Here is an 18,395-nt window from a genome sequence, read left to right as displayed (position 1 = left end):
TATCAACTGCAGAAAAAAACAGCAAAAAGCCGGTATTCGATCATAAAAAAGGCGGCAAGCGCCGCCTTTTTAACCACTTAGCCGGCAAGCTTAGACGCTTTTTACCGCTTCGGCGATGCGATGCGCAAACTCGTGCACCTGATCTTCATGCTCGCCTTCCACCATGACGCGGATCAGCGGCTCCGTACCCGATTTACGCAGCAGGACGCGGCCACGCTTACCTAATGCCGCTTCCACTTCTGCGGTCACCGCTTTGACATGCTCATTCTCCAGAGGGTTGCCGCTGCCCTCGGTAAAGCGCACATTCACCAGCAGCTGAGGGAACATCTTCATGCCGCTGCACAGGTCATGCAGGCTCATGTGGTTGCGTACCATCGCCGCGACCACCTGCAGACTGGCGACGATGCCATCGCCGGTGGTGGTTTTATCCAGCAGGATCACATGGCCGGAGTTTTCCGCACCGATGCGCCAGCCTTTTTCCTGAAGCATCTCCAGCACATAGCGGTCGCCCACCTTCGCACGGGCAAACGGGATGCCTAGCTGCTTGAGCGCCAGCTCCAGGCCCATATTGCTCATCAGCGTACCGACGGCGCCGCCGCGCAGCTGTCCCTGACGCAGCCCTTCCCGGGCGATGATGTAGAGGATTTGGTCACCATCGACTTTATTGCCTTCATGGTCAACCATGATCACCCGATCGCCATCGCCGTCGTAGGCAATGCCCAGATCGGCTTTTTCCGCCAGCACGCGCGCCTGCAGCGCCCGCACGTCGGTAGCCCCGACCTCTTCGTTGATGTTGAGGCCGTCAGGCTCACAGCCCATCGCGATAACCTGGGCGCCCAGCTCGCGGAATACATTAGGAGCGATGTGGTAGGTTGCGCCATGCGCACAGTCCACCACCACTTTCAGCGTGGAGAGGCTCAGTTCATTGGGAAAGGTGCCTTTACAAAACTCAATGTAGCGCCCCGCGGCATCGACGATACGGCTGGCTTTACCCAGCTCAGCCGAATCCACACAGGTGAGTTCTTTCTCCATTTCGGCTTCAATCGCCTCTTCCACATCATCAGGCAGCTTGGTGCCCTCAATGGAGAAGAACTTGATGCCGTTGTCGTAGAAAGGGTTATGTGAAGCGGAGATGACGATCCCCGCCTCGGCGCGAAAGGCGCGCGTCAGGTAGGCAATCGCCGGCGTCGGCATTGGCCCGGTGAACGATGCAGAGAGTCCCGCTGCCGCCAGCCCGGCTTCCAGCGCCGATTCCAGCATATAGCCCGAAATACGGGTATCCTTGCCGATGATAATTTTACGCGAGCCGTGGCGCGCTAACACTTTACCCGCCGCCCAGCCGAGCTTAAGCACAAATTCCGGAGTGATCGGCGCATCGCCGACGCGGCCACGAATACCATCGGTGCCAAAATACTTGCGGTTACTCATAACGTTTTTTTCCCTTAGCGGCGAGGGTGGCTTCCACCACGCGCAGCGCTTCTACCGTTTCTTTGACATCATGGACGCGGATAATCTGCGCGCCCTGCATTGCTGCTATGACGGCACACGCCAGGCTGCCGTTCAGCCGTTCCGACGGCCCAACGTTCAGCAACTGACCTACCATCGACTTACGCGACATACCGACCAGCAGCGGCAGACCAAAGTGATGAAACTCTCCCAGCCTGGCCAGCAACTGATAATTGTGGGTGAGATTTTTACCGAAACCGAATCCCGGGTCGAGCAGCAATTTTTCTTTTGCGATCCCCGCCTGTTCGCAGCGCACGATGTGTTCATTAAAAAAGCGCTCTACATCGGCGAAGACATCCTCATACTTCGGCGCCTCCTGCATGGTTTTCGGCTGTCCCTGCATATGCATCAGACACACCGGCAACCCGGTTTCCGCCGCAGCCTGCAGCGCGCCGGGTTCGGTCAGCGAACGAATATCGTTAATGATATGCGCCCCCGCTCGGGCCGATTCGCGGATAACCTCCGCTTTGGAGGTGTCCACTGAGATCCACACCTCAAAGCGCTGGGCGATAGCCTCCACCACCGGGATCACCCGCGCAAGCTCCTCTTCCACGCTAACCTCAGCCGCCCCTGGCCGCGTCGATTCACCGCCGATATCAATGATGGTCGCCCCGGCGTTGATCATCAGATTGGCATGCTTCACCGCCTCAATCAGCGAATTATGGGCGCCGCCATCAGAGAAGGAGTCAGGCGTCACATTAAGAATACCCATCACGTGGGGGTGAGAGAGATCGAGGGTTGAGCCCTGGGCTACAAGTTTCATCACAAAATCCCTGAGACAGAAGAGGTTAAAAAAGAAAAACCCCGGAGCGGGCGCCCCGGGGTTTTAAGGTTAAAACAAGACATCAACAGCGGCAGCTTATTTGTCGCCCAGCTGCTCTGACATGGTATTGCCCGGGTTCGGCGTACGCGGTTCATCAACCGGACGCGGCGCACGAGGCGTGCCATTGTTGTCAGAGTTGTTAGAAGAACCTGGTTCTTCCCAACCCGCTGGCGGACGAACATCGCGACGAGCCATCAGGTCGTCAATCTGCGGCGCATCGATGGTCTCATACTTCATGAGCGCATCTTTCATCGCGTGCAGAATATCCATGTTGTCGTTCAGCAACTGGCGAGCACGACCATAGTTACGCTCAATCAGCGATTTCACTTCCTGGTCGATGATACGCGCGGTTTCATCGGACATATGCTTCGCTTTCGCGACGCTGCGGCCGAGGAACACTTCACCCTCTTCTTCCGCATACAGCAGCGGACCGAGTTTGTCGGAGAAGCCCCACTGGGTCACCATGTTACGCGCCAGGTTCGTCGCCACTTTAATGTCGTTGGACGCGCCGGTAGAAACATGTTCCGGACCGTAGATAATCTCTTCCGCCAGACGACCGCCGTACAAGGTGGAGATCTGACTTTCCAGTTTCTGACGGCTGGCGCTGATCGCATCGCCTTCCGGCAGGAAGAAGGTCACACCCAGCGCACGACCGCGCGGGATAATCGTCACTTTGTGTACCGGATCGTGCTCCGGCACCAGGCGACCGATAATCGCGTGGCCCGCTTCGTGGTAAGCGGTAGACTCTTTCTGCGCTTCCGTCATCACCATGGAGCGGCGTTCCGCACCCATCATGATTTTGTCTTTCGCTTTTTCGAACTCAACCATCGAGACGACGCGTTTGTTGCCGCGGGCAGCAAACAGGGCCGCTTCGTTGACCAGGTTGGCCAGGTCGGCACCGGAGAAGCCAGGGGTACCGCGAGCAATGATTGCCGCATCGATATCCGGCGCCAGCGGAACGCGACGCATATGCACTTTCAGGATCTGCTCACGACCGCGAACATCCGGCAGGCCAACCACCACCTGGCGGTCAAAACGGCCCGGACGCAACAGCGCGGGGTCAAGAACGTCCGGACGGTTAGTCGCCGCGATAACGATAATGCCTTCGTTACCTTCAAAGCCGTCCATCTCAACCAGCATCTGGTTCAGGGTCTGCTCACGTTCATCGTGGCCACCGCCAAGACCGGCGCCACGCTGGCGGCCGACGGCGTCGATTTCATCGATGAAGATGATGCAAGGCGCTGCTTTCTTAGCCTGTTCGAACATGTCACGCACACGAGATGCACCAACACCGACGAACATTTCTACGAAGTCAGAACCGGAAATAGTAAAGAACGGCACTTTTGCTTCGCCAGCGATCGCTTTCGCCAGCAACGTTTTACCGGTACCCGGAGGACCGACCATCAGGACGCCTTTCGGGATCTTACCGCCCAGTTTCTGGAAGCGGCTCGGCTCACGCAGGTATTCCACCAGTTCGCCGACTTCCTCTTTCGCTTCGTCACACCCGGCAACGTCAGCAAAAGTGGTTTTGATCTGATCTTCCGTCAGCATACGGGCTTTGCTTTTGCCGAAGGACATCGCGCCCTTCCCGCCGCCGCCCTGCATTTGCCGCATAAAAAAGATCCAGACGCCGATCAACAGCAGCATAGGGAACCAGGAGATGAAGATGGAAGCCAGCAGGCTTGGCTCTTCTGGTGGTTCACCAACCACTTTGACGTTTTTAGTCAACAGGTTATCGAGCAGCTTCGGATCGTTAACCGGAATGTAAGTCGTGTAACGGTTACTATCTTTCTTGGTAACGTTGATCTCACGTCCGTTGATACGCGCTTCGCGAACCTGGTCCTGATTGACCTCTTGCAGGAAGGTAGAATAATCCACCTTGCGGCCATTCGACTCGCTGGGCCCAAAGCTCTGGAATACTGACATCAGCACAACGGCAATGACCAGCCAGAGTATTAGGTTTTTCGCCATGTCACTCAAGGGATTAACCTCTTATTACAACTGTGTTAAAAACAGCGTCAGGATACTCTATATCCAGTTTCTTTCAAACTTTCGTTTGAAATCTGCCGGTTATGGTTTACGCCCGGTCGCTACAATATACACTTCACGCGAACGAGCGCGGGAAGAGTCCGGCTTACGAACTTTGACCTTCGTAAACAGGGAGCGAATTTCTCGAAGATACTCATCGAAGCCTTCGCCCTGGAACACCTTCACTACAAAACTACCACCTGGCGCTAATACATCACGAGACATTTCAAGCGCCAGTTCTACCAGATACATAGCCCGGGGAATATCCACCGCCGGTGTTCCGCACATATTCGGCGCCATATCGGACATGACCACTTGTACTTTACTGTCGCCCACTCGCTCAAGTAACGCTTTCAGGACTAATTCATCACGAAAATCGCCCTGAAGGAAGTCCACACCAACAATTGGATCCATTGGTAAAAGATCGCAAGCGATGATGCGGCCGCTGTTGCCGATCTGCGTGACCGCATACTGCGACCAGCCACCGGGAGCAGCACCGAGGTCGACTACCGTCATCCCCGGCTTAAAAATTTTGTCACTTTGCTGTATTTCATCAAGTTTAAACCAGGCACGGGAACGTAACCCCTTTTTCTGTGCCTGTTGAACATATTTATCGCTAAAGTGTTCCTGAAGCCAGCGGCTTGAGCTGGCAGAACGCTTTTTACCTGTCATTTAACATTCCCGTTCGGGTTCATCGTACTTTACTGCGTAAAAATCGACGCGGTAGTTTGGCGATATATGGGAGATGGCGGTAGAATGACCCGTTTTCAATCCCAACGTAAGCAAAAAAATACGATGAATCTGAGTACTAAACAAAAACAGCACCTGAAAGGTCTGGCACATCCGCTCAAGCCGGTAGTTATGCTTGGCAACAATGGTTTGACCGAAGGGGTACTGGCCGAGATCGAACAAGCGTTAGGGCACCATGAACTCATCAAGGTGAAGATCGCCTCAGAAGATCGCGAAACTAAAGCCTTGATCGTGGAAGCCATCGTGCGCGAAACCGGCGCCTGTAACGTACAGGTCATCGGTAAAACGCTGGTTCTGTACCGCCCAACGCCAGAGCGTAAAATCTCGCTGCCACGCTAAGAATATCCTCAATCCCGACACAACTTTGTGTAAAACGAGGGATTTCTGTGGCCAGGCGAGCAAAATGCCATGCTCGTGACGTTGATAAAAGGCCGCTATGCGGCCTTTTTCCTTTCTTTACAATCTATAAACATCGTAGCGGGAAATACGCCTTACAGGTATTCAACCTTGGTAATTTCGTATTCCACTTCCCCACCTGGTGTGCGGATAGTCACGACGTCATCCTGCTCTTTACCGATCAGACCACGGGCAATCGGCGAGTTCACGGAGATCAGATTCTGCTTAAAATCAGCTTCGTCATCGCCCACGATACGGTAGGTCTGCTCCTCGTCAGTATCGAGGTTCAGCACACTGACGGTTGAACCAAAAATCACCCGGCCATTGTTCGGCATTTTGGTGATATCGATAACCTGCGCGTTGGACAGTTTCGCTTCGATGTCCTTGATACGCCCTTCGCAGAAGCCCTGCTGTTCACGCGCGGCGTGATACTCAGCATTCTCTTTCAGATCGCCGTGTTCACGGGCCTCAGCAATAGCGGCAATGATTTCAGGACGACGCACAGACTTCAGATAATCCAGTTCTTCGCGCAGTTTTTCAGCGCCACGTAAGGTCATCGGAATCGCTTGCATTAGTTATACCTCTTTATCATTCCTTCAGGGAACGGATAGCCCCGCTCCGCCACCTGTCCTGTACACGGGCAGGACACGAGCAAAAAGAAACCGACCCGGGAAACACTCCCCAGGTCAGCAGCAATTTTTCATTTGATAGGTATTTTAACCCGAAGTTCATTATGGGTCATCGTTTACTTTACTGGGCGTTGCACCGTAGTATGACGGCCTGGCTTCAGGTTGTTAGCGCGAGATTATGCGATTTCCCAGATTTATCATCGGATTGACTGCCGGTATAGCGCTTAGCGCTCAGGCGGCGAATATTGACGAGTACATCACCCAGCTTCCCGCCGGTGCGAACCTTGCCTTTATGGCGCAAAAGGTCGGCGCGTCGACGCCGGAAATCGACTATCACAGCCAGCAAATGGCACTTCCAGCCAGTACGCAAAAGGTCATCACCGCGCTGGCGGCGCTGCTGCAACTGGGGCCCGATTTTCGCTTCACCACCACGCTGGAAACCAAAGGCTCACTGGACGGCGGCGTGCTGAAAGGCGATCTGATCGCCCGCTTCGGCGGCGACCCAACGCTGAAGCGGCAGGATATTCGCAACATGGTGGCGACGCTAAAAAAAGCTGGCGTGCAGCGTATCGACGGCAATGTGCTTATCGATACCTCGGTCTTCGCCAGCCATGATAAAGCGCCGGGGTGGCCGTGGAACGACATGACGCAATGCTTCAGCGCTCCGCCTGCGGCGGCGATTGTCGACCGCAACTGCTTCTCGGTCTCGCTGTATAGCGCGCAGAAGCCGGGCGATCTCGCCTTCATTCGCGTCGCCTCCTATTATCCGGTCACCATGTTCAGTCAGGTTCGCACCCTGGCGCGCGGCTCATCGGAAGCCCAGTATTGCGAACTGGACGTGGTGCCGGGCGACCTCAACCGCTATACCCTCACCGGCTGCCTGCCGCAGCGTAGCGAACCGCTGCCGCTGGCCTTTGCGATACAGGATGGCGCCAGCTATGCCGGGGCGATCCTTAAAGCGGAGCTGAAGCAGGCGGGGATCGCCTATAGCGGCACGCTGCTGCGTCAGACACTGGCCAATGAGCCCGGTACGGTATTAGCCACCACCCAGTCGGCGCCGCTGCACGATCTGCTGCGGATCATGCTGAAGAAATCCGACAACATGATTGCGGATACCGTTTTTCGTACCATCGGTCATGCCCGGTTCGGCGTACCAGGGACCTGGCGGGCAGGATCCGATGCCGTACGTCAGATCCTGCGTCAACAGGCTGGTGTTGATCTTGGCAACACCATCATCGCCGACGGCTCTGGCCTGTCGCGCCACAACCTGATCGCCCCGGCGACCATGATGCAGGTGTTGCAGTATATCGCCCAGCACGACACCGAGCTCAACTTCATCTCTATGCTGCCGCTGGCGGGCCATGACGGCTCGCTGCAGTATCGCGCCGGCCTCCATCAGGCGGGCGTCGATGGCAAAGTCTCGGCGAAAACTGGGTCACTGCAGGGGGTTTATAACCTTGCGGGCTTCATCACTACCGCCAGCGGGCAAAAGGTGGCCTTCGTGCAATACCTCTCCGGCTACGCCGTGGAGCCAGCCGATCAGCGTAATCGCCGCATACCGTTGGTGCGCTTTGAAAGCCGGCTTTATAAGGATCTGTACCAGAACAACTAAAAACAAAAGGGCCGCATCAGATGCGGCCCTTTTTGATCCAAAGAAGTCAGGATTAGCGTTTGTAGATGAATTCGACGCCTTCTTCGTCGTCTTCGTCCCAGTCGTCATCCCAGTCTTCGTCATCTTCCACTTCGGCTTCGGCCTCTTCAAGCTGCTGACGGTGATAGTCGTCCCACATAAACTCGACTTTCTCCGGCTTCTGCTCTTCTTCCGCCTGCACGATGGGGTTTTCGATGATGAAGGTCATCACGTCCCAGCACAGATCTTTCACGCCCTGCTGGCTGGCGGCGGAGATCAGGTAGAATTTCTCTTCCCAACCAAGCGCTTCAGCAATCGCCTTCGCTTTAGCTTCGGCTTCCGCTTTGTCCATCAGGTCAATCTTGTTAAAGACTAACCAGCGCGGTTTGGAGGCCAGCTTCTCGCTGTATTTCTCCAGTTCGCCGATGATGATGCGCGCGTTCTCAACCGGATCGGAACCGTCGATAGGCTCGATGTCGATCAAGTGCAGCAATACGCGGCAGCGCTCAAGGTGCTTGAGGAAGCGGATACCGAGGCCTGCGCCTTCCGCTGCGCCTTCAATCAGCCCCGGGATATCGGCGACCACAAAGCTCTTCTCGTTGTCCATACGCACCACGCCCAGGCTTGGCACCAGGGTGGTAAACGGATAGTCAGCCACTTTTGGCTTGGCGGCGGAGACCGCACGGATGAAGGTGGATTTACCGGCGTTCGGCATCCCCAGCATTCCGACGTCCGCCAGCAGCATCAGCTCCAGCTGCAGGTCGCGCTTATCACCCGGCGTACCCATGGTCTTCTGACGCGGGGTACGGTTAACGGATGATTTAAAACGGGTGTTGCCCAGACCGTGCCAGCCGCCCTTTGCCACCATCAGACGCTGACCGTGTTTGGTCATATCGCCCATGGTCTCGCCGGTGCCCTGGTCGATAACCCGGGTCCCGACCGGCACTTTTACCGTCACGTCTTTACCACGCTTACCGGTACAGTCGCGGCTCTGGCCATTCTGCCCGCGTTCGGCGCGGAAAGATTTTTCAAAACGGTAGTCGATCAGGGTATTCAGGTTCTCGTCCGCTTCCAGCCAGACATCGCCGCCGTCACCGCCATCGCCGCCGTCCGGGCCGCCTTTCGGAATATATTTCTCGCGGCGGAAGCTTACGCAACCATTGCCGCCGTCACCTGCTACGACCAGGATCGTTGCTTCATCTACAAACTTCATTTTACTCTCCGTAAATCATTCGCCTGAGCGGGGCAGCGGTACTACCGCCTCTCGCTTACGCCAACGTCCCCAAAGGCGATGACCGATGGCGGAATACATCGCGCCCGCAACCACGACAAACGCACCGAGATAACCAATCAGGTTTAACATCGGTCTGGCGAAAACATCGGGCCAGGCCATTGATAATAAATCAGAAAACAGTAGCGTAAACAGTGGCGTCAAGGTGATTAACGCGCTGACCTGCGCCGCCTGCCAGCGCGCCATGGCTTCCGCCAGCGCGCCGTAGCCGACCAGGGTATTTAGCCCGCAAAAAATCAGGCATGCCAGTTGCCAGCTGCTTAACCGGGATATCACCCCAGGCTCAGCGAGCGGCAGTAATGCAATCGTACATAAAGTGTACAGCAAAAATAGTATCTGCTGCGATGCCAGACGGCGCAATAACACCTTTTGCGCGACGCCGTAGCTTACCCACACCGTGGCGGCAGCAACGCCGAAAATTACCCCCCACGTGTAGTCCGTCAGGCGGGTAAAGATTTCAATCAGGCTGGTGTTGAAGAACATCACCAGCCCGCTGAGCAGCATCAACGCGCCCACCACCTGGGTGCCGCGCATGCGCTCTTTCAGAATCACGACGCTAGCCACCATCATGCCCACCGGCGATAGCTGGCCGATGACCTGAGAAGCCGTGGGGCTGAGATACTGCAGGGAAGAACTGAACAGAATGAAGTTACCGAACAGACCGCCGGTGGCAATCGCTAATAAGACCAGCCAGCGCGGCTTGCGAAAAATCCGCAGCGGCGGCAGTTTGCCTTTGATCGCGAGGATCGCGCCAAGGCCAATACTGGCCATCAGGAAGCGATAAAACACCACCGTTGGCGGCGCCATCACCTCAAGAACCTGCTTCATTGCAATCGGCAACGCTCCCCAACACATCGCGGTGGTAAGCGCCAGAATAATGCCAATCCCAGCCTGCTGCTTCATGCCTGTTTCCCTGCAAAAATTTTCCGGTAGACGAATGTAAAAAGCCCCGCAACGTGTTGCGGGGCTTTCATCCGTTACCGGGACGCGAAAAACTTATTCAGCAACGATGCTGATGAATTTACGGTTTTTCGGGCCTTTAACTTCGAACTTGACTTTACCGTCAGTCAAAGCGAACAGAGTGTGGTCACGGCCGCAACCAACGTTGGTGCCAGCGTGGAATTTGGTACCACGTTGACGAACGATGATGCTACCTGCCAGAACTGCTTCACCGCCGAAACGTTTTACGCCCAGACGTTTAGCTTCTGAATCGCGACCGTTACGAGTCGAGCCGCCAGCCTTTTTATGTGCCATTTAAATCTACTCCTCAGGTCTTAGGCGCTGATGCCAGTGATTTTCACATCAGTGAACCACTGACGATGGCCCTGCTGCTTACGATAGTGTTTACGACGACGAAACTTAACGATTTTAACTTTCTCGCCACGACCGTGAGCAACAACTTCAGCTTTGATTACGCCGCCCTCAACGAAAGGAACGCCGATCTTGATTTCTTCACCGTTTGCGATCATCAGCACTTCAGCGAACTCAACAGCTTCGCCAGTTGCGATGTCCAGCTTTTCCAGGCGAACGGTCTGACCTTCGCTTACTCGGTGTTGTTTACCACCACTTTGGAAAACCGCGTACATATAAAACTCCGCTTCCGCGCACCTCTTCGTGTGATTCAGAGTGCGCTATAAATATTCACAATAGGGCGCGAATATTACGCAAAACGCGAGCCTTTGACAAGAGCGATTAGCGATCAATGCAGAAAAAAAACACAACTTTCACGACAACGTTTATCTACGGCAATTTTTCAGTACAATCATATCTTCTTTTAATTCTGTCTTAATCCTTCTGTGATCCCACCTGGATTCATGGTAACAGGACATTTGGCCCGGCTTTTGCGATGAATTTAGAAAAAATCAATGAGTTAACCGCGCAAGATATGGCGGGTGTCAATGCGACGATTCTTGAGCAACTCAACTCCGATGTTCAGCTTATCAATCAGTTAGGCTATTACATCGTCAGCGGCGGCGGCAAACGCATTCGCCCGATGATTGCTGTGCTCGCCGCGCGCGCGGTGGGTTATCAGGGGAGCGCGCATGTCACCATTGCTGCGCTGATTGAATTTATTCATACCGCCACCCTGCTGCATGACGACGTAGTCGATGAGTCTGATATGCGTCGCGGCAAAGCCACGGCAAATGCGGCGTTTGGCAATGCCGCCAGCGTGCTGGTCGGCGATTTTATCTATACCCGCGCCTTTCAGATGATGACCCAGCTGGGCTCGCTGAAGATCCTCGAGGTCATGTCGGAAGCGGTGAACGTCATTGCCGAAGGCGAAGTGCTGCAGCTGATGAACGTCAATGACCCGGATATCACGGAAGAGAACTACATGCGCGTCATCTACAGCAAGACGGCGCGTCTGTTTGAGGCAGCCTCGCAGTGTGCGGGACTGCTGGCCGACTGCACTGCGGAAGAAGAGCGCGCGTTGCAGGATTATGGCCGCTATCTCGGCACCGCTTTCCAGCTGATCGACGATTTACTCGATTACAGCTCCGACGGAGAGCGGCTCGGTAAAAACGTCGGTGACGACCTCAACGAAGGCAAACCGACGCTACCGCTGCTGCACGCCATGCACCATGGTACCGCCGATCAATCGGCGATGATCCGCGGGGCTATCGAGCAGGGCAACGGCCGCCATCTGCTGGATGCCGTCCTGGAAACGATGGCTGCCTGCGGTTCGCTGGAGTGGACGCAGAAACGTGCTGAAGAAGAAGCTGACAAAGCGATTGCCGCGCTGCAGATTCTCCCGGACACCCCCTGGCGTGAAGCCTTGATCGGGCTGGCGCATATCGCGGTTCAGCGCGATCATTAATCCCCTCTCCCTTCCCGCGCAGTGCGCGGGAAAGTTCCAGTAAAAATCCATTCCCTACCGTAAATTTCCCGATATCTTGATACATTCTGAATATTCCGACGCTTTAACAGAACTTGTTAGAACCTTACCTGGTGCGCGGGTATAGTGTCTCCGTTGCCCATATGGGCCGTTCAGGATCTTTATCACCAGGAGAATTTATGGATAAGTTCATCGACTGGCATCCCGCAGATATTGTTGCTGGATTACGTAAACGGGGAACATCGCTGGCGGCAGAGTCGCGACGGCACGGTCTGAGTTCTTCAACGCTGGCGAACGCCCTGACCCGCCCCTGGCCGAAAGGCGAATTAATCATCGCCACGGCGCTGGATACACAGCCATGGGTCATCTGGCCGTCACGCTACCATGATCCGGTAACGCATGAGTTTATCGACAGAACGCAGATGATGCGTCAAAAGAAGATGGACAAGTGATGGGATAATGCGACAAGGACCCGGGAGAGACGCCCGGGCCCTGTCAGGACGCGATTACTCGCCTTTCACGCGCTGAATATTGGCACCCAGCGCCTGCAGTTTATCTTCGATACGCTCATAGCCACGATCGATATGATAGATGCGATCGACGATGGTGGTTCCCTCAGCGATACAACCTGCCAGCACGAGGCTCGCCGAAGCACGCAAATCGGTCGCCATCACCTGCGCGCCCGAAAGCTGCTTCACGCCGTGGCAGATCGCGGTATTGCTCTCGATCTCCGCGTGAGCACCCATACGGATCAGTTCCGGAATGTGCATAAAGCGGTTTTCAAAGATCGTTTCGGTGATCACGCCGGTCCCTTCCGCGACCAGGTTGAGCAGCGTGAACTGGGCCTGCATATCGGTCGGGAAGCCCGGATGCGGCGCGGTACGCACGTTAACCGCTTTCGGACGGTTGCCATGCATATCAAGGCTGATCCAGTCTTCGCCCGTTTCGATGTCCGCTCCGGCGTCGCGCAGCTTCGCCAGTACGGCATCGAGGGTATCTGGTTGCGCGTTACGGCAGAGGATCTTGCCGCCGGAAATGGCTGCGGCCACCAGGAAGGTCCCGGTTTCAATACGGTCCGGCAGCACACGGTAAACGCCGCCGCCCAGACGCTGCACGCCTTCGATGGTGATGCGATCGGTACCCTGGCCGCTGATTTTTGCGCCCAGCGCGTTAAGGAAGTTCGCGGTATCGACGATCTCCGGCTCGCGAGCGGCGTTTTCGATAATCGTCGTACCCTCGGCGAGGGTCGCTGCGCTCATGATAGTGACGGTGGCGCCGACGCTCACTTTATCCATCACGATATGCGCGCCTTTCAGACGACCATTGACCGAAGCTTTTACATAACCTTCTTCCAGTTTGATCTCGGCGCCCAGCTGTTCCAGGCCGCTAATATGCAGATCGACCGGACGCGCGCCGATGGCGCAGCCGCCAGGCAGAGAGACTTGTCCCTGACCGAAACGCGCCACCAGCGGCCCCAGCGCCCAGATAGAGGCGCGCATGGTTTTCACCAGATCGTACGGAGCACAGAATACATCGACCGGGCCGGCGTCAATCCACACCGAACCATTGCGCTCTACCTTCGCGCCCAGCTGACTCAGCAGCTTCATGGTGGTATCGATGTCTTTCAGCTTAGGTACGTTCTGGATCTCTACCGGCTCTTCGGCAAGCAGCGCGGAAAAGAGGATTGGCAGGGCGGCGTTTTTTGCACCGGAGATGGTGACTTCGCCCTGAAGGCGAGTCGGCCCCTGAACACGGAATTTATCCATTGATTCTGTTCTCTATTAAAAATTCACATACGCTGCAGGGGATCCCCCACAGCTTAGAAGCCATTTAGTTTGCGGTCTCGCGCCCACTCCTGCGGAGTAAAGGCCTTGATCGACAGCGCATGGATGCGGTTGTCAGCAATATATTCCATCAGCGGCGCGTAGACGCTCTGCTGCTTTTTAACCCGACTCATGCCATCGAACATCTCACCCACAGCAATAACCTGAAAGTGGCTGCCATCGCCAGAGACGTGGACTTCCTGGAGGGGGAGTGCGTTCATCAGCACGGTCTGAATTTCATGATTTTCCATGGGCTCAAATTTATCTGATAGTGAAAACAGCCCAACATCTTAGAGGAAAGTGGCGCGGTCTTAAACAAGCAAAAAGCCCCGGCGAAAAGATTGCCGGGGCTTTCGGAATAGCTTCAGCGCTAAGACACTGAAAAGATTATGGGATCATATCGACAGGCAGGTTGTAAAGACCGACCAGCGTTTGCAGATTTTCGCTCTTGCCGATCAGCTGCGCTTCCCGGCCCTGGCGGCGAATCAGCGCTACAAAATGCATTAACAGCGCCAGGCCCGCCGTGTCCACGCGCGTGGTCTGACTGAGATCGATGATCGCTGTCCCCGCCGTCGCCTGGGCGCGTGCCTCCCAGAGCGGGACCAGCAGATCCTGGTCCAGCTCTCCGTGCAGCGCCAGCGTCTCGCCATCACGAGTCCAGCTCAGCTGCCCGCTCATTATTTTTTCTGTTCCAGGGTGATCGGCTGAGCGGAGATCGCTTTGAGCTGCGCGGTCAGGCCATCAACGCCCTTGGTACGCAGCAGGTCGCTCCACTCGTTTTGTTTGGTGGTGATCATGCTGACCCCTTCCGCAATCATATCGTAGGCCTGCCAGTTGCCGGTCTGGGTATTTTTACGCCACTGGAAGTCGAGACGTACCGGCGGACGGCCGTTCGGGTCGATGATAGTGACGCGGATCGGAATGATGGTCGCGCTGCCCAGCGGCTGTTCCGGGGCAATCTGGTAGGTCTGACCATGGTACATTGCCAACGCCTGGCCATAGGCCTGCTTCAGGTATTCACGGAAGGCGGCAAAATAGGCTTCACGCTGCGCCGGGGTAGCTTCTTTGTAATAGCGGCCCAGCACCAGCGCGCCGGCATACTTCACCTGCACATAAGGCAGAAGCTCCTGGTCGACGATGTCGCGCAGATAGTTAGGGTTGGCCTTGATCTTCGGCTGTTCATTCTTCAGGCGATCGAAGGTTTTCTGCGCCGCTTCATTCATCAGCTTATACGGATTGGACTGGTCTGCCGCCTGGGCGGCGGTCAGCGGGGCAATCACCAGCATGGCGACCATGAGTAAGCGTTTAAACATATCGTGTTTCTCCTGAAATTAATGCGTCGTGCCGGCTGCCGGCGTCGCGTCAGTATGACCTTCTGCCTCGGCCTTATCATTGCCAGAATTCTGATTGTCGCCGCCCTTACTGTTATAAAGGAACTGACCAATCAGATCTTCCAGCACCATAGCGGACTTGGTGTCCTGGATAGTACCGCCGTCTTTAAGAATAGTCGTCCCGAGGTCCGGGTCTTCAAAACCGACGTTCAGCGCCAGATACTGCTCGCCCAGCAGGCCAGAGGTGCGGATCGCCAGCGAACTGGTATCCGGGATATGGTTGTAGCGCTCATCAATATCGAGCTCCACGCGCGGCAGATAGGTTTTCGGGTCGAGGGTGATGTCCGCCACGCGGCCAACAACCACACCGCCGATGCGCACCGGCGAGCGTGCTTTCAGGCCGCCGATATTATCGAAGGTCGCGTAAAGACGGTAAGTCGGCTCGGTACGTAGCGAGGTGACGTTCGCCGCCTTCAGGCAGACAAACAGCGCCGCCAGCAGCGCCACCAGTAAGAACACCCCTACCCAGATTTCATTTTTTTTCGTTTGCATGAACTCAATTCCCAAACATCAGCGCAGTCAGCACAAAATCCAGCCCCAGAACCGCCAGCGACGCATGCACCACGGTGCGCGTAGTCGCCCGGCTAATCCCGGCGGAAGTGGGGATAGCGTCATAACCATTGAATAACGCAATCCAGGTTACCGTAATGGCGAATACCAGGCTCTTAATCAGGCAGTTCACCAGATCCATTCGCCAGTCGACGGCATTTTGCATCGCGGTCCAGAAAAAACCACCATCAATGCCTTTCCAGCTCACGCCCACCAGCGCTCCACCCCAGATCCCCACCGCAACGAAGATAATCGTCAGCAGCGGCAGCGAAATGACGCCGGCCCAGAAACGGGGAGAAATGACGCGGCGCAGCGGATCCACCGCCATCATCTCCATACTGGAGAGCTGTTCCGTGGCCCGCATCAGGCCAATCTCGGCGGTCAGCGCCGACCCGGCGCGACCGGCAAACAGCAGCGCGGCGACCACCGGCCCCAGCTCGCGCAGCAGCGACAGCGCCACCAGCATGCCAAGACTGGTCTCTGCGCTGTAGGTGGTTAAGACCAGATACCCCTGCAGCCCGAGCACCATACCGATAAACAGGCCCGATACAATGATAATCAGCATCGACAGAACGCCGACGTTGTAGAGCTGACGAACCAGCAGCGGCGCGTGCTTGCGAAACTCTGGCTTGCCGACAACGGCGTTGAACAGCATTAATCCGGCGCGTCCAAAGGTCGCGGTGGTTTTAATACCGCGATGGCCTAGCGCGGCCAGCGCATTAAACAGCATCAGTCGCTCAACTCCCTATGCCTAATAAATCATGGTGATAGTCGCCAGCCGGATAACGGAACGGCACCGGGCCGTCGGCAATACCATCAATGAACTGACGAACCCGAGGGTCAGCATTCTCACGTAGCGACTGGGCGCTGCCGTGGGCGACAATCTTTTTATCCGCCACGATATACGCATAGTCCGCAATGCTCAGCACCTCAGGCACATCGTGCGAAACCACGATGCAGGTGACACCCAGCGTGCTGTTGAGTTCAGAAATCAGCTTCACCAGCACGCCCATGGTGATGGGATCCTGCCCGACGAACGGTTCGTCGAACATAATGAGATCCGGCTCCAGGGCAATGGCCCTCGCCAGGGCGGCGCGGCGCGCCATGCCGCCGGAAAGCTCAGAGGGCATTAACTTCGCCGCACCGCGCAGCCCTACCGCCTCCAGCTTCATCATCACCGTCGTATGCAGCAGCGCAGGCGGCAGATGCGTATGTTCGCGCAGCGGGTAGGCGACGTTGTCAAAGACATTGAGGTCGGTGAACAGCGCCCCGGACTGGAACAGCATGCTCATCCGCTTACGCACCGTGTACAGACGCGAACGGGTCATCTGCGGCACGTTCTCGCCATCGAACAGGATCTCTCCCCTGTCCGGCGGGATCTGTCCGCCGATCAGGCGTAACAGGGTAGTCTTGCCGATCCCCGAAGGTCCCATAATCGCAGTAATTTTACCGCGCGGCACCGACAGCGAGATGTCGTCGAAGATCACGCGATCGCCGCGAGAAAAGCGGATACCGCGCACTTCAACTAAATTCGCCTGAGTTTGGCTCATAAAATCATCCTTACTAAGCACCTGATGGGCAAGCATCGCCCTTTCTTACGCCACAATCACAACATTTTTACAGAATCTTACCTGCACAGGTTAGCGAAAGCTGGCATTTGTTTTACTTTTGGCACGCATAAAGTCAAAATTAAGAATTCGTTACGCTGCGTAGGGATAACCCAGCGAGGCGACGATTATACCTGAAGAAAGGACTTTAGATGCTCTTAGCGACGGCTCTGTTAATTATTGGTTTATTGCTGGTTGTCTACAGCGCCGATCGTCTGGTCTATGCCGCCTCCATCCTCTGTCGCATGTTGGGGATCCCGCCGCTGATCATCGGTATGACGGTGGTGAGTATTGGCACTTGCCTGCCAGAGATCATGGTTTCCACCGCGGCCTCGCTGCATGGACAGACCGATCTGGCGGTGGGCACCGCGCTCGGCTCCAACATTACTAATATTCTCCTGATCCTCGGTCTGGCTGCCTTACTCAGGCCATTTACCGTGCATTCTGATATTCTGCGCCGCGAATTACCGCTAATGTTGCTGGTCAGCGTACTGGCAGGGCTGGTGCTCTATGATGGTCAACTGTCCCGTCTCGACGGCCTGTTTTTACTGGCGCTGGCGCTGCTATGGCTGCTGTTCACCATCAAAATCGCCCGTCTGGCGGAACGCCAGGGAAGCGATAGTCTGACCCGCGAACAGCTGGCCGAACTGCCCCGTGAAGGGTCGCTGCCGGTCGCTCTGCTGTGGTTAGGGGTGGCGATGATCGTCATGCCGATGGCCACCCGCATGGTGGTAGATAACAGTACGGTGCTGGCAAACTATTTTGCCATCAGTGAACTGACCGTCGGCCTGACGGTAGTGGCGATAGGCACCAGCCTGCCGGAGCTGGCCACCGCCATCGCCGGGGCGCGCAAAGGGGAAGATGACATTGCCATCGGCAATATCATCGGCGCAAATATCCTCAATATTGCGCTGGTGCTGGGTTTGCCGGCGCTGATCGCGCCGGGAGCCTTTGCGGCGGAAGCCTTTACCCGCGACTATGGCGTGATGTTGCTGGTCAGCCTGATCTTCGCCGTGCTGTGCTGGCGCCGCCAGCAGCAGCCGGGACGACTGGTTGGCGCGCTGCTGGTCGGCGGTTTTGTGGTTTGGTTGGCGATGCTGTTCTGGACAGCGCCGCTCTTCGTTGAATGACTCGGG

General features: G+C 56.1%; 21 protein-coding genes. 5 read left to right on the top strand and 16 right to left on the bottom strand.

Annotated elements, in window-relative coordinates; translation table 11 throughout:
• Positions 1-90: 90 nt before the first annotated feature.
• The 4 genes from glmM to rlmE all read right to left on the bottom strand — a co-directional run bounded on the left by glmM (position 91) and on the right by rlmE (position 5,029).
• On the bottom strand, positions 91-1,428 hold the full coding sequence (gene glmM, locus ABLV64_RS12175; RefSeq protein ID WP_004206179.1) for a phosphoglucosamine mutase: 1,338 nt from the start codon (positions 1,426-1,428) through the stop codon (positions 91-93).
• Complete coding sequence (gene folP / locus ABLV64_RS12170; protein WP_004206182.1) at positions 1,421-2,269, bottom strand: dihydropteroate synthase; 849 nt, start codon at positions 2,267-2,269, stop codon at positions 1,421-1,423. Before folP ends, glmM begins: the two co-directional genes overlap by 8 nt.
• Positions 2,270-2,365: 96 nt before the next feature.
• Positions 2,366-4,300 (bottom strand): ATP-dependent zinc metalloprotease FtsH, encoded by a 1,935-nt coding sequence (ftsH, locus tag ABLV64_RS12165; protein WP_004206183.1) that lies wholly within the window; start codon positions 4,298-4,300, stop codon positions 2,366-2,368.
• A gap of 99 nt (positions 4,301-4,399) precedes the next feature.
• On the bottom strand, positions 4,400-5,029 hold the full coding sequence (gene rlmE, locus ABLV64_RS12160; protein ID WP_002918373.1) for a 23S rRNA (uridine(2552)-2'-O)-methyltransferase RlmE: 630 nt from the start codon (positions 5,027-5,029) through the stop codon (positions 4,400-4,402).
• A gap of 123 nt (positions 5,030-5,152) precedes the next feature.
• Between rlmE and yhbY the strand changes: the two genes are divergently transcribed.
• Positions 5,153-5,446, top strand: a complete 294-nt coding sequence (gene yhbY / locus ABLV64_RS12155) for a ribosome assembly RNA-binding protein YhbY (protein WP_002918374.1) — start codon at positions 5,153-5,155, stop codon at positions 5,444-5,446.
• A gap of 152 nt (positions 5,447-5,598) precedes the next feature.
• On the opposite strand, the gene greA is transcribed toward yhbY, so the two are convergent.
• Positions 5,599-6,075 (bottom strand): transcription elongation factor GreA, encoded by a 477-nt coding sequence (gene greA / locus ABLV64_RS12150; RefSeq protein WP_002918375.1) that lies wholly within the window; start codon positions 6,073-6,075, stop codon positions 5,599-5,601.
• Between the two features lie 235 nt (positions 6,076-6,310).
• On the opposite strand from greA, the gene dacB reads away from it, so the two are divergent.
• Positions 6,311-7,744, top strand: coding sequence for a serine-type D-Ala-D-Ala carboxypeptidase (dacB, locus tag ABLV64_RS12145; RefSeq protein ID WP_004206185.1), 1,434 nt, complete (start codon positions 6,311-6,313; stop codon positions 7,742-7,744).
• Positions 7,745-7,796: 52 nt separating this feature from the next.
• Here the strand turns inward: dacB and cgtA are convergent, their stop codons facing one another.
• The 4 genes from cgtA to rplU form a co-directional block, all read right to left on the bottom strand.
• On the bottom strand, positions 7,797-8,975 hold the full coding sequence (cgtA, locus tag ABLV64_RS12140; protein ID WP_004206186.1) for an Obg family GTPase CgtA: 1,179 nt from the start codon (positions 8,973-8,975) through the stop codon (positions 7,797-7,799).
• A 15-nt stretch (positions 8,976-8,990) separates the two neighbouring features.
• Positions 8,991-9,956 (bottom strand): DMT family transporter, encoded by a 966-nt coding sequence (locus ABLV64_RS12135; protein WP_004206187.1) that lies wholly within the window; start codon positions 9,954-9,956, stop codon positions 8,991-8,993.
• 93 nt (positions 9,957-10,049) lie between these two features.
• Positions 10,050-10,307: a 50S ribosomal protein L27 gene (gene rpmA / locus ABLV64_RS12130; protein ID WP_002434222.1), complete on the bottom strand. Its 258-nt coding sequence runs from the start codon at positions 10,305-10,307 to the stop codon at positions 10,050-10,052.
• A gap of 20 nt (positions 10,308-10,327) precedes the next feature.
• Positions 10,328-10,639: a 50S ribosomal protein L21 gene (rplU, locus tag ABLV64_RS12125; protein ID WP_002918379.1), complete on the bottom strand. Its 312-nt coding sequence runs from the start codon at positions 10,637-10,639 to the stop codon at positions 10,328-10,330.
• Positions 10,640-10,899: 260 nt separating this feature from the next.
• Here rplU and ispB point away from each other — a divergent pair, with 260 nt between their 5' ends.
• Together ispB and sfsB are read left to right on the top strand one after the other, a co-directional pair.
• Positions 10,900-11,871, top strand: a complete 972-nt coding sequence (gene ispB / locus ABLV64_RS12120) for an octaprenyl diphosphate synthase (RefSeq protein ID WP_004206188.1) — start codon at positions 10,900-10,902, stop codon at positions 11,869-11,871.
• Positions 11,872-12,068: 197 nt separating this feature from the next.
• Positions 12,069-12,341, top strand: coding sequence for a DNA-binding transcriptional regulator SfsB (gene sfsB, locus ABLV64_RS12115; RefSeq protein ID WP_004206189.1), 273 nt, complete (start codon positions 12,069-12,071; stop codon positions 12,339-12,341).
• Positions 12,342-12,395: 54 nt separating this feature from the next.
• Here sfsB and murA read toward each other — a convergent pair whose 3' ends face one another.
• The 7 genes from murA to mlaF all read right to left on the bottom strand — a co-directional run bounded on the left by murA (position 12,396) and on the right by mlaF (position 17,202).
• On the bottom strand, positions 12,396-13,655 hold the full coding sequence (gene murA, locus ABLV64_RS12110) for a UDP-N-acetylglucosamine 1-carboxyvinyltransferase (RefSeq protein ID WP_004206190.1): 1,260 nt from the start codon (positions 13,653-13,655) through the stop codon (positions 12,396-12,398).
• A 53-nt stretch (positions 13,656-13,708) separates the two neighbouring features.
• Positions 13,709-13,963 carry a BolA family iron metabolism protein IbaG gene (ibaG, locus tag ABLV64_RS12105; RefSeq protein ID WP_004144910.1) on the bottom strand — a complete coding sequence of 85 codons (255 nt, stop codon included), beginning with the start codon at positions 13,961-13,963 and terminating at the stop codon, positions 13,709-13,711.
• Positions 13,964-14,099: 136 nt separating this feature from the next.
• Positions 14,100-14,390, bottom strand: a complete 291-nt coding sequence (gene mlaB / locus ABLV64_RS12100; protein ID WP_004206192.1) for a lipid asymmetry maintenance protein MlaB — start codon at positions 14,388-14,390, stop codon at positions 14,100-14,102.
• The gene (mlaC, locus tag ABLV64_RS12095) at positions 14,390-15,025 is read right to left on the bottom strand and encodes a phospholipid-binding protein MlaC (RefSeq protein WP_004206194.1); all 636 of its coding nucleotides are present in this window, start codon (positions 15,023-15,025) and stop codon (positions 14,390-14,392) included. Before mlaC ends, mlaB begins: the two co-directional genes overlap by 1 nt.
• Before the next feature lie 18 nt (positions 15,026-15,043).
• A complete protein-coding gene (mlaD, locus tag ABLV64_RS12090; RefSeq protein ID WP_004206195.1) occupies positions 15,044-15,595 on the bottom strand; it encodes an outer membrane lipid asymmetry maintenance protein MlaD in 552 nt (183 codons plus the stop codon).
• 4 nt (positions 15,596-15,599) lie between these two features.
• The gene (gene mlaE, locus ABLV64_RS12085) at positions 15,600-16,382 is read right to left on the bottom strand and encodes a lipid asymmetry maintenance ABC transporter permease subunit MlaE (RefSeq protein WP_004150949.1); all 783 of its coding nucleotides are present in this window, start codon (positions 16,380-16,382) and stop codon (positions 15,600-15,602) included.
• Between the two features lie 7 nt (positions 16,383-16,389).
• Complete coding sequence (gene mlaF / locus ABLV64_RS12080) at positions 16,390-17,202, bottom strand: phospholipid ABC transporter ATP-binding protein MlaF (RefSeq protein ID WP_004206196.1); 813 nt, start codon at positions 17,200-17,202, stop codon at positions 16,390-16,392.
• A gap of 209 nt (positions 17,203-17,411) precedes the next feature.
• Between mlaF and ABLV64_RS12075 the strand changes: the two genes are divergently transcribed.
• Positions 17,412-18,389 carry a calcium/sodium antiporter gene (locus tag ABLV64_RS12075; RefSeq protein ID WP_004206198.1) on the top strand — a complete coding sequence of 326 codons (978 nt, stop codon included), beginning with the start codon at positions 17,412-17,414 and terminating at the stop codon, positions 18,387-18,389.
• Positions 18,390-18,395 lie beyond the last annotated feature (6 nt).

The sequence above is a fragment of the Klebsiella sp. JB_Kp031 genome (assembly GCF_040064295.1).
In the GTDB taxonomy this organism is placed as follows: domain Bacteria; phylum Pseudomonadota; class Gammaproteobacteria; order Enterobacterales; family Enterobacteriaceae; genus Klebsiella; species Klebsiella quasipneumoniae.
Note: the sequence above shows the minus strand (reverse complement) of the source record. Positions and strands in the feature narration are given on the sequence as shown.

What these genes read in the sequence shown, in the direction of transcription:
- glmM (WP_004206179.1), bottom strand. Translation starts at nt 1,428, where the DNA reads ATGAGTAACCGCAAGTATTTTGGCACCGATGGTATTCGTGGCCGCGTC.
- folP (WP_004206182.1), bottom strand. Translation starts at nt 2,269, where the DNA reads ATGAAACTTGTAGCCCAGGGCTCAACCCTCGATCTCTCTCACCCCCAC.
- ftsH (WP_004206183.1), bottom strand. Translation starts at nt 4,300, where the DNA reads ATGGCGAAAAACCTAATACTCTGGCTGGTCATTGCCGTTGTGCTGATG.
- rlmE (WP_002918373.1), bottom strand. Translation starts at nt 5,029, where the DNA reads ATGACAGGTAAAAAGCGTTCTGCCAGCTCAAGCCGCTGGCTTCAGGAA.
- yhbY (WP_002918374.1), top strand. Translation starts at nt 5,153, where the DNA reads ATGAATCTGAGTACTAAACAAAAACAGCACCTGAAAGGTCTGGCACAT.
- greA (WP_002918375.1), bottom strand. Translation starts at nt 6,075, where the DNA reads ATGCAAGCGATTCCGATGACCTTACGTGGCGCTGAAAAACTGCGCGAA.
- dacB (WP_004206185.1), top strand. Translation starts at nt 6,311, where the DNA reads ATGCGATTTCCCAGATTTATCATCGGATTGACTGCCGGTATAGCGCTT.
- cgtA (WP_004206186.1), bottom strand. Translation starts at nt 8,975, where the DNA reads ATGAAGTTTGTAGATGAAGCAACGATCCTGGTCGTAGCAGGTGACGGC.
- ABLV64_RS12135 (WP_004206187.1), bottom strand. Translation starts at nt 9,956, where the DNA reads ATGAAGCAGCAGGCTGGGATTGGCATTATTCTGGCGCTTACCACCGCG.
- rpmA (WP_002434222.1), bottom strand. Translation starts at nt 10,307, where the DNA reads ATGGCACATAAAAAGGCTGGCGGCTCGACTCGTAACGGTCGCGATTCA.
- rplU (WP_002918379.1), bottom strand. Translation starts at nt 10,639, where the DNA reads ATGTACGCGGTTTTCCAAAGTGGTGGTAAACAACACCGAGTAAGCGAA.
- ispB (WP_004206188.1), top strand. Translation starts at nt 10,900, where the DNA reads ATGAATTTAGAAAAAATCAATGAGTTAACCGCGCAAGATATGGCGGGT.
- sfsB (WP_004206189.1), top strand. Translation starts at nt 12,069, where the DNA reads ATGGATAAGTTCATCGACTGGCATCCCGCAGATATTGTTGCTGGATTA.
- murA (WP_004206190.1), bottom strand. Translation starts at nt 13,655, where the DNA reads ATGGATAAATTCCGTGTTCAGGGGCCGACTCGCCTTCAGGGCGAAGTC.
- ibaG (WP_004144910.1), bottom strand. Translation starts at nt 13,963, where the DNA reads ATGGAAAATCATGAAATTCAGACCGTGCTGATGAACGCACTCCCCCTC.
- mlaB (WP_004206192.1), bottom strand. Translation starts at nt 14,390, where the DNA reads ATGAGCGGGCAGCTGAGCTGGACTCGTGATGGCGAGACGCTGGCGCTG.
- mlaC (WP_004206194.1), bottom strand. Translation starts at nt 15,025, where the DNA reads ATGTTTAAACGCTTACTCATGGTCGCCATGCTGGTGATTGCCCCGCTG.
- mlaD (WP_004206195.1), bottom strand. Translation starts at nt 15,595, where the DNA reads ATGCAAACGAAAAAAAATGAAATCTGGGTAGGGGTGTTCTTACTGGTG.
- mlaE (WP_004150949.1), bottom strand. Translation starts at nt 16,382, where the DNA reads ATGCTGTTTAATGCGCTGGCCGCGCTAGGCCATCGCGGTATTAAAACC.
- mlaF (WP_004206196.1), bottom strand. Translation starts at nt 17,202, where the DNA reads ATGAGCCAAACTCAGGCGAATTTAGTTGAAGTGCGCGGTATCCGCTTT.
- ABLV64_RS12075 (WP_004206198.1), top strand. Translation starts at nt 17,412, where the DNA reads ATGCTCTTAGCGACGGCTCTGTTAATTATTGGTTTATTGCTGGTTGTC.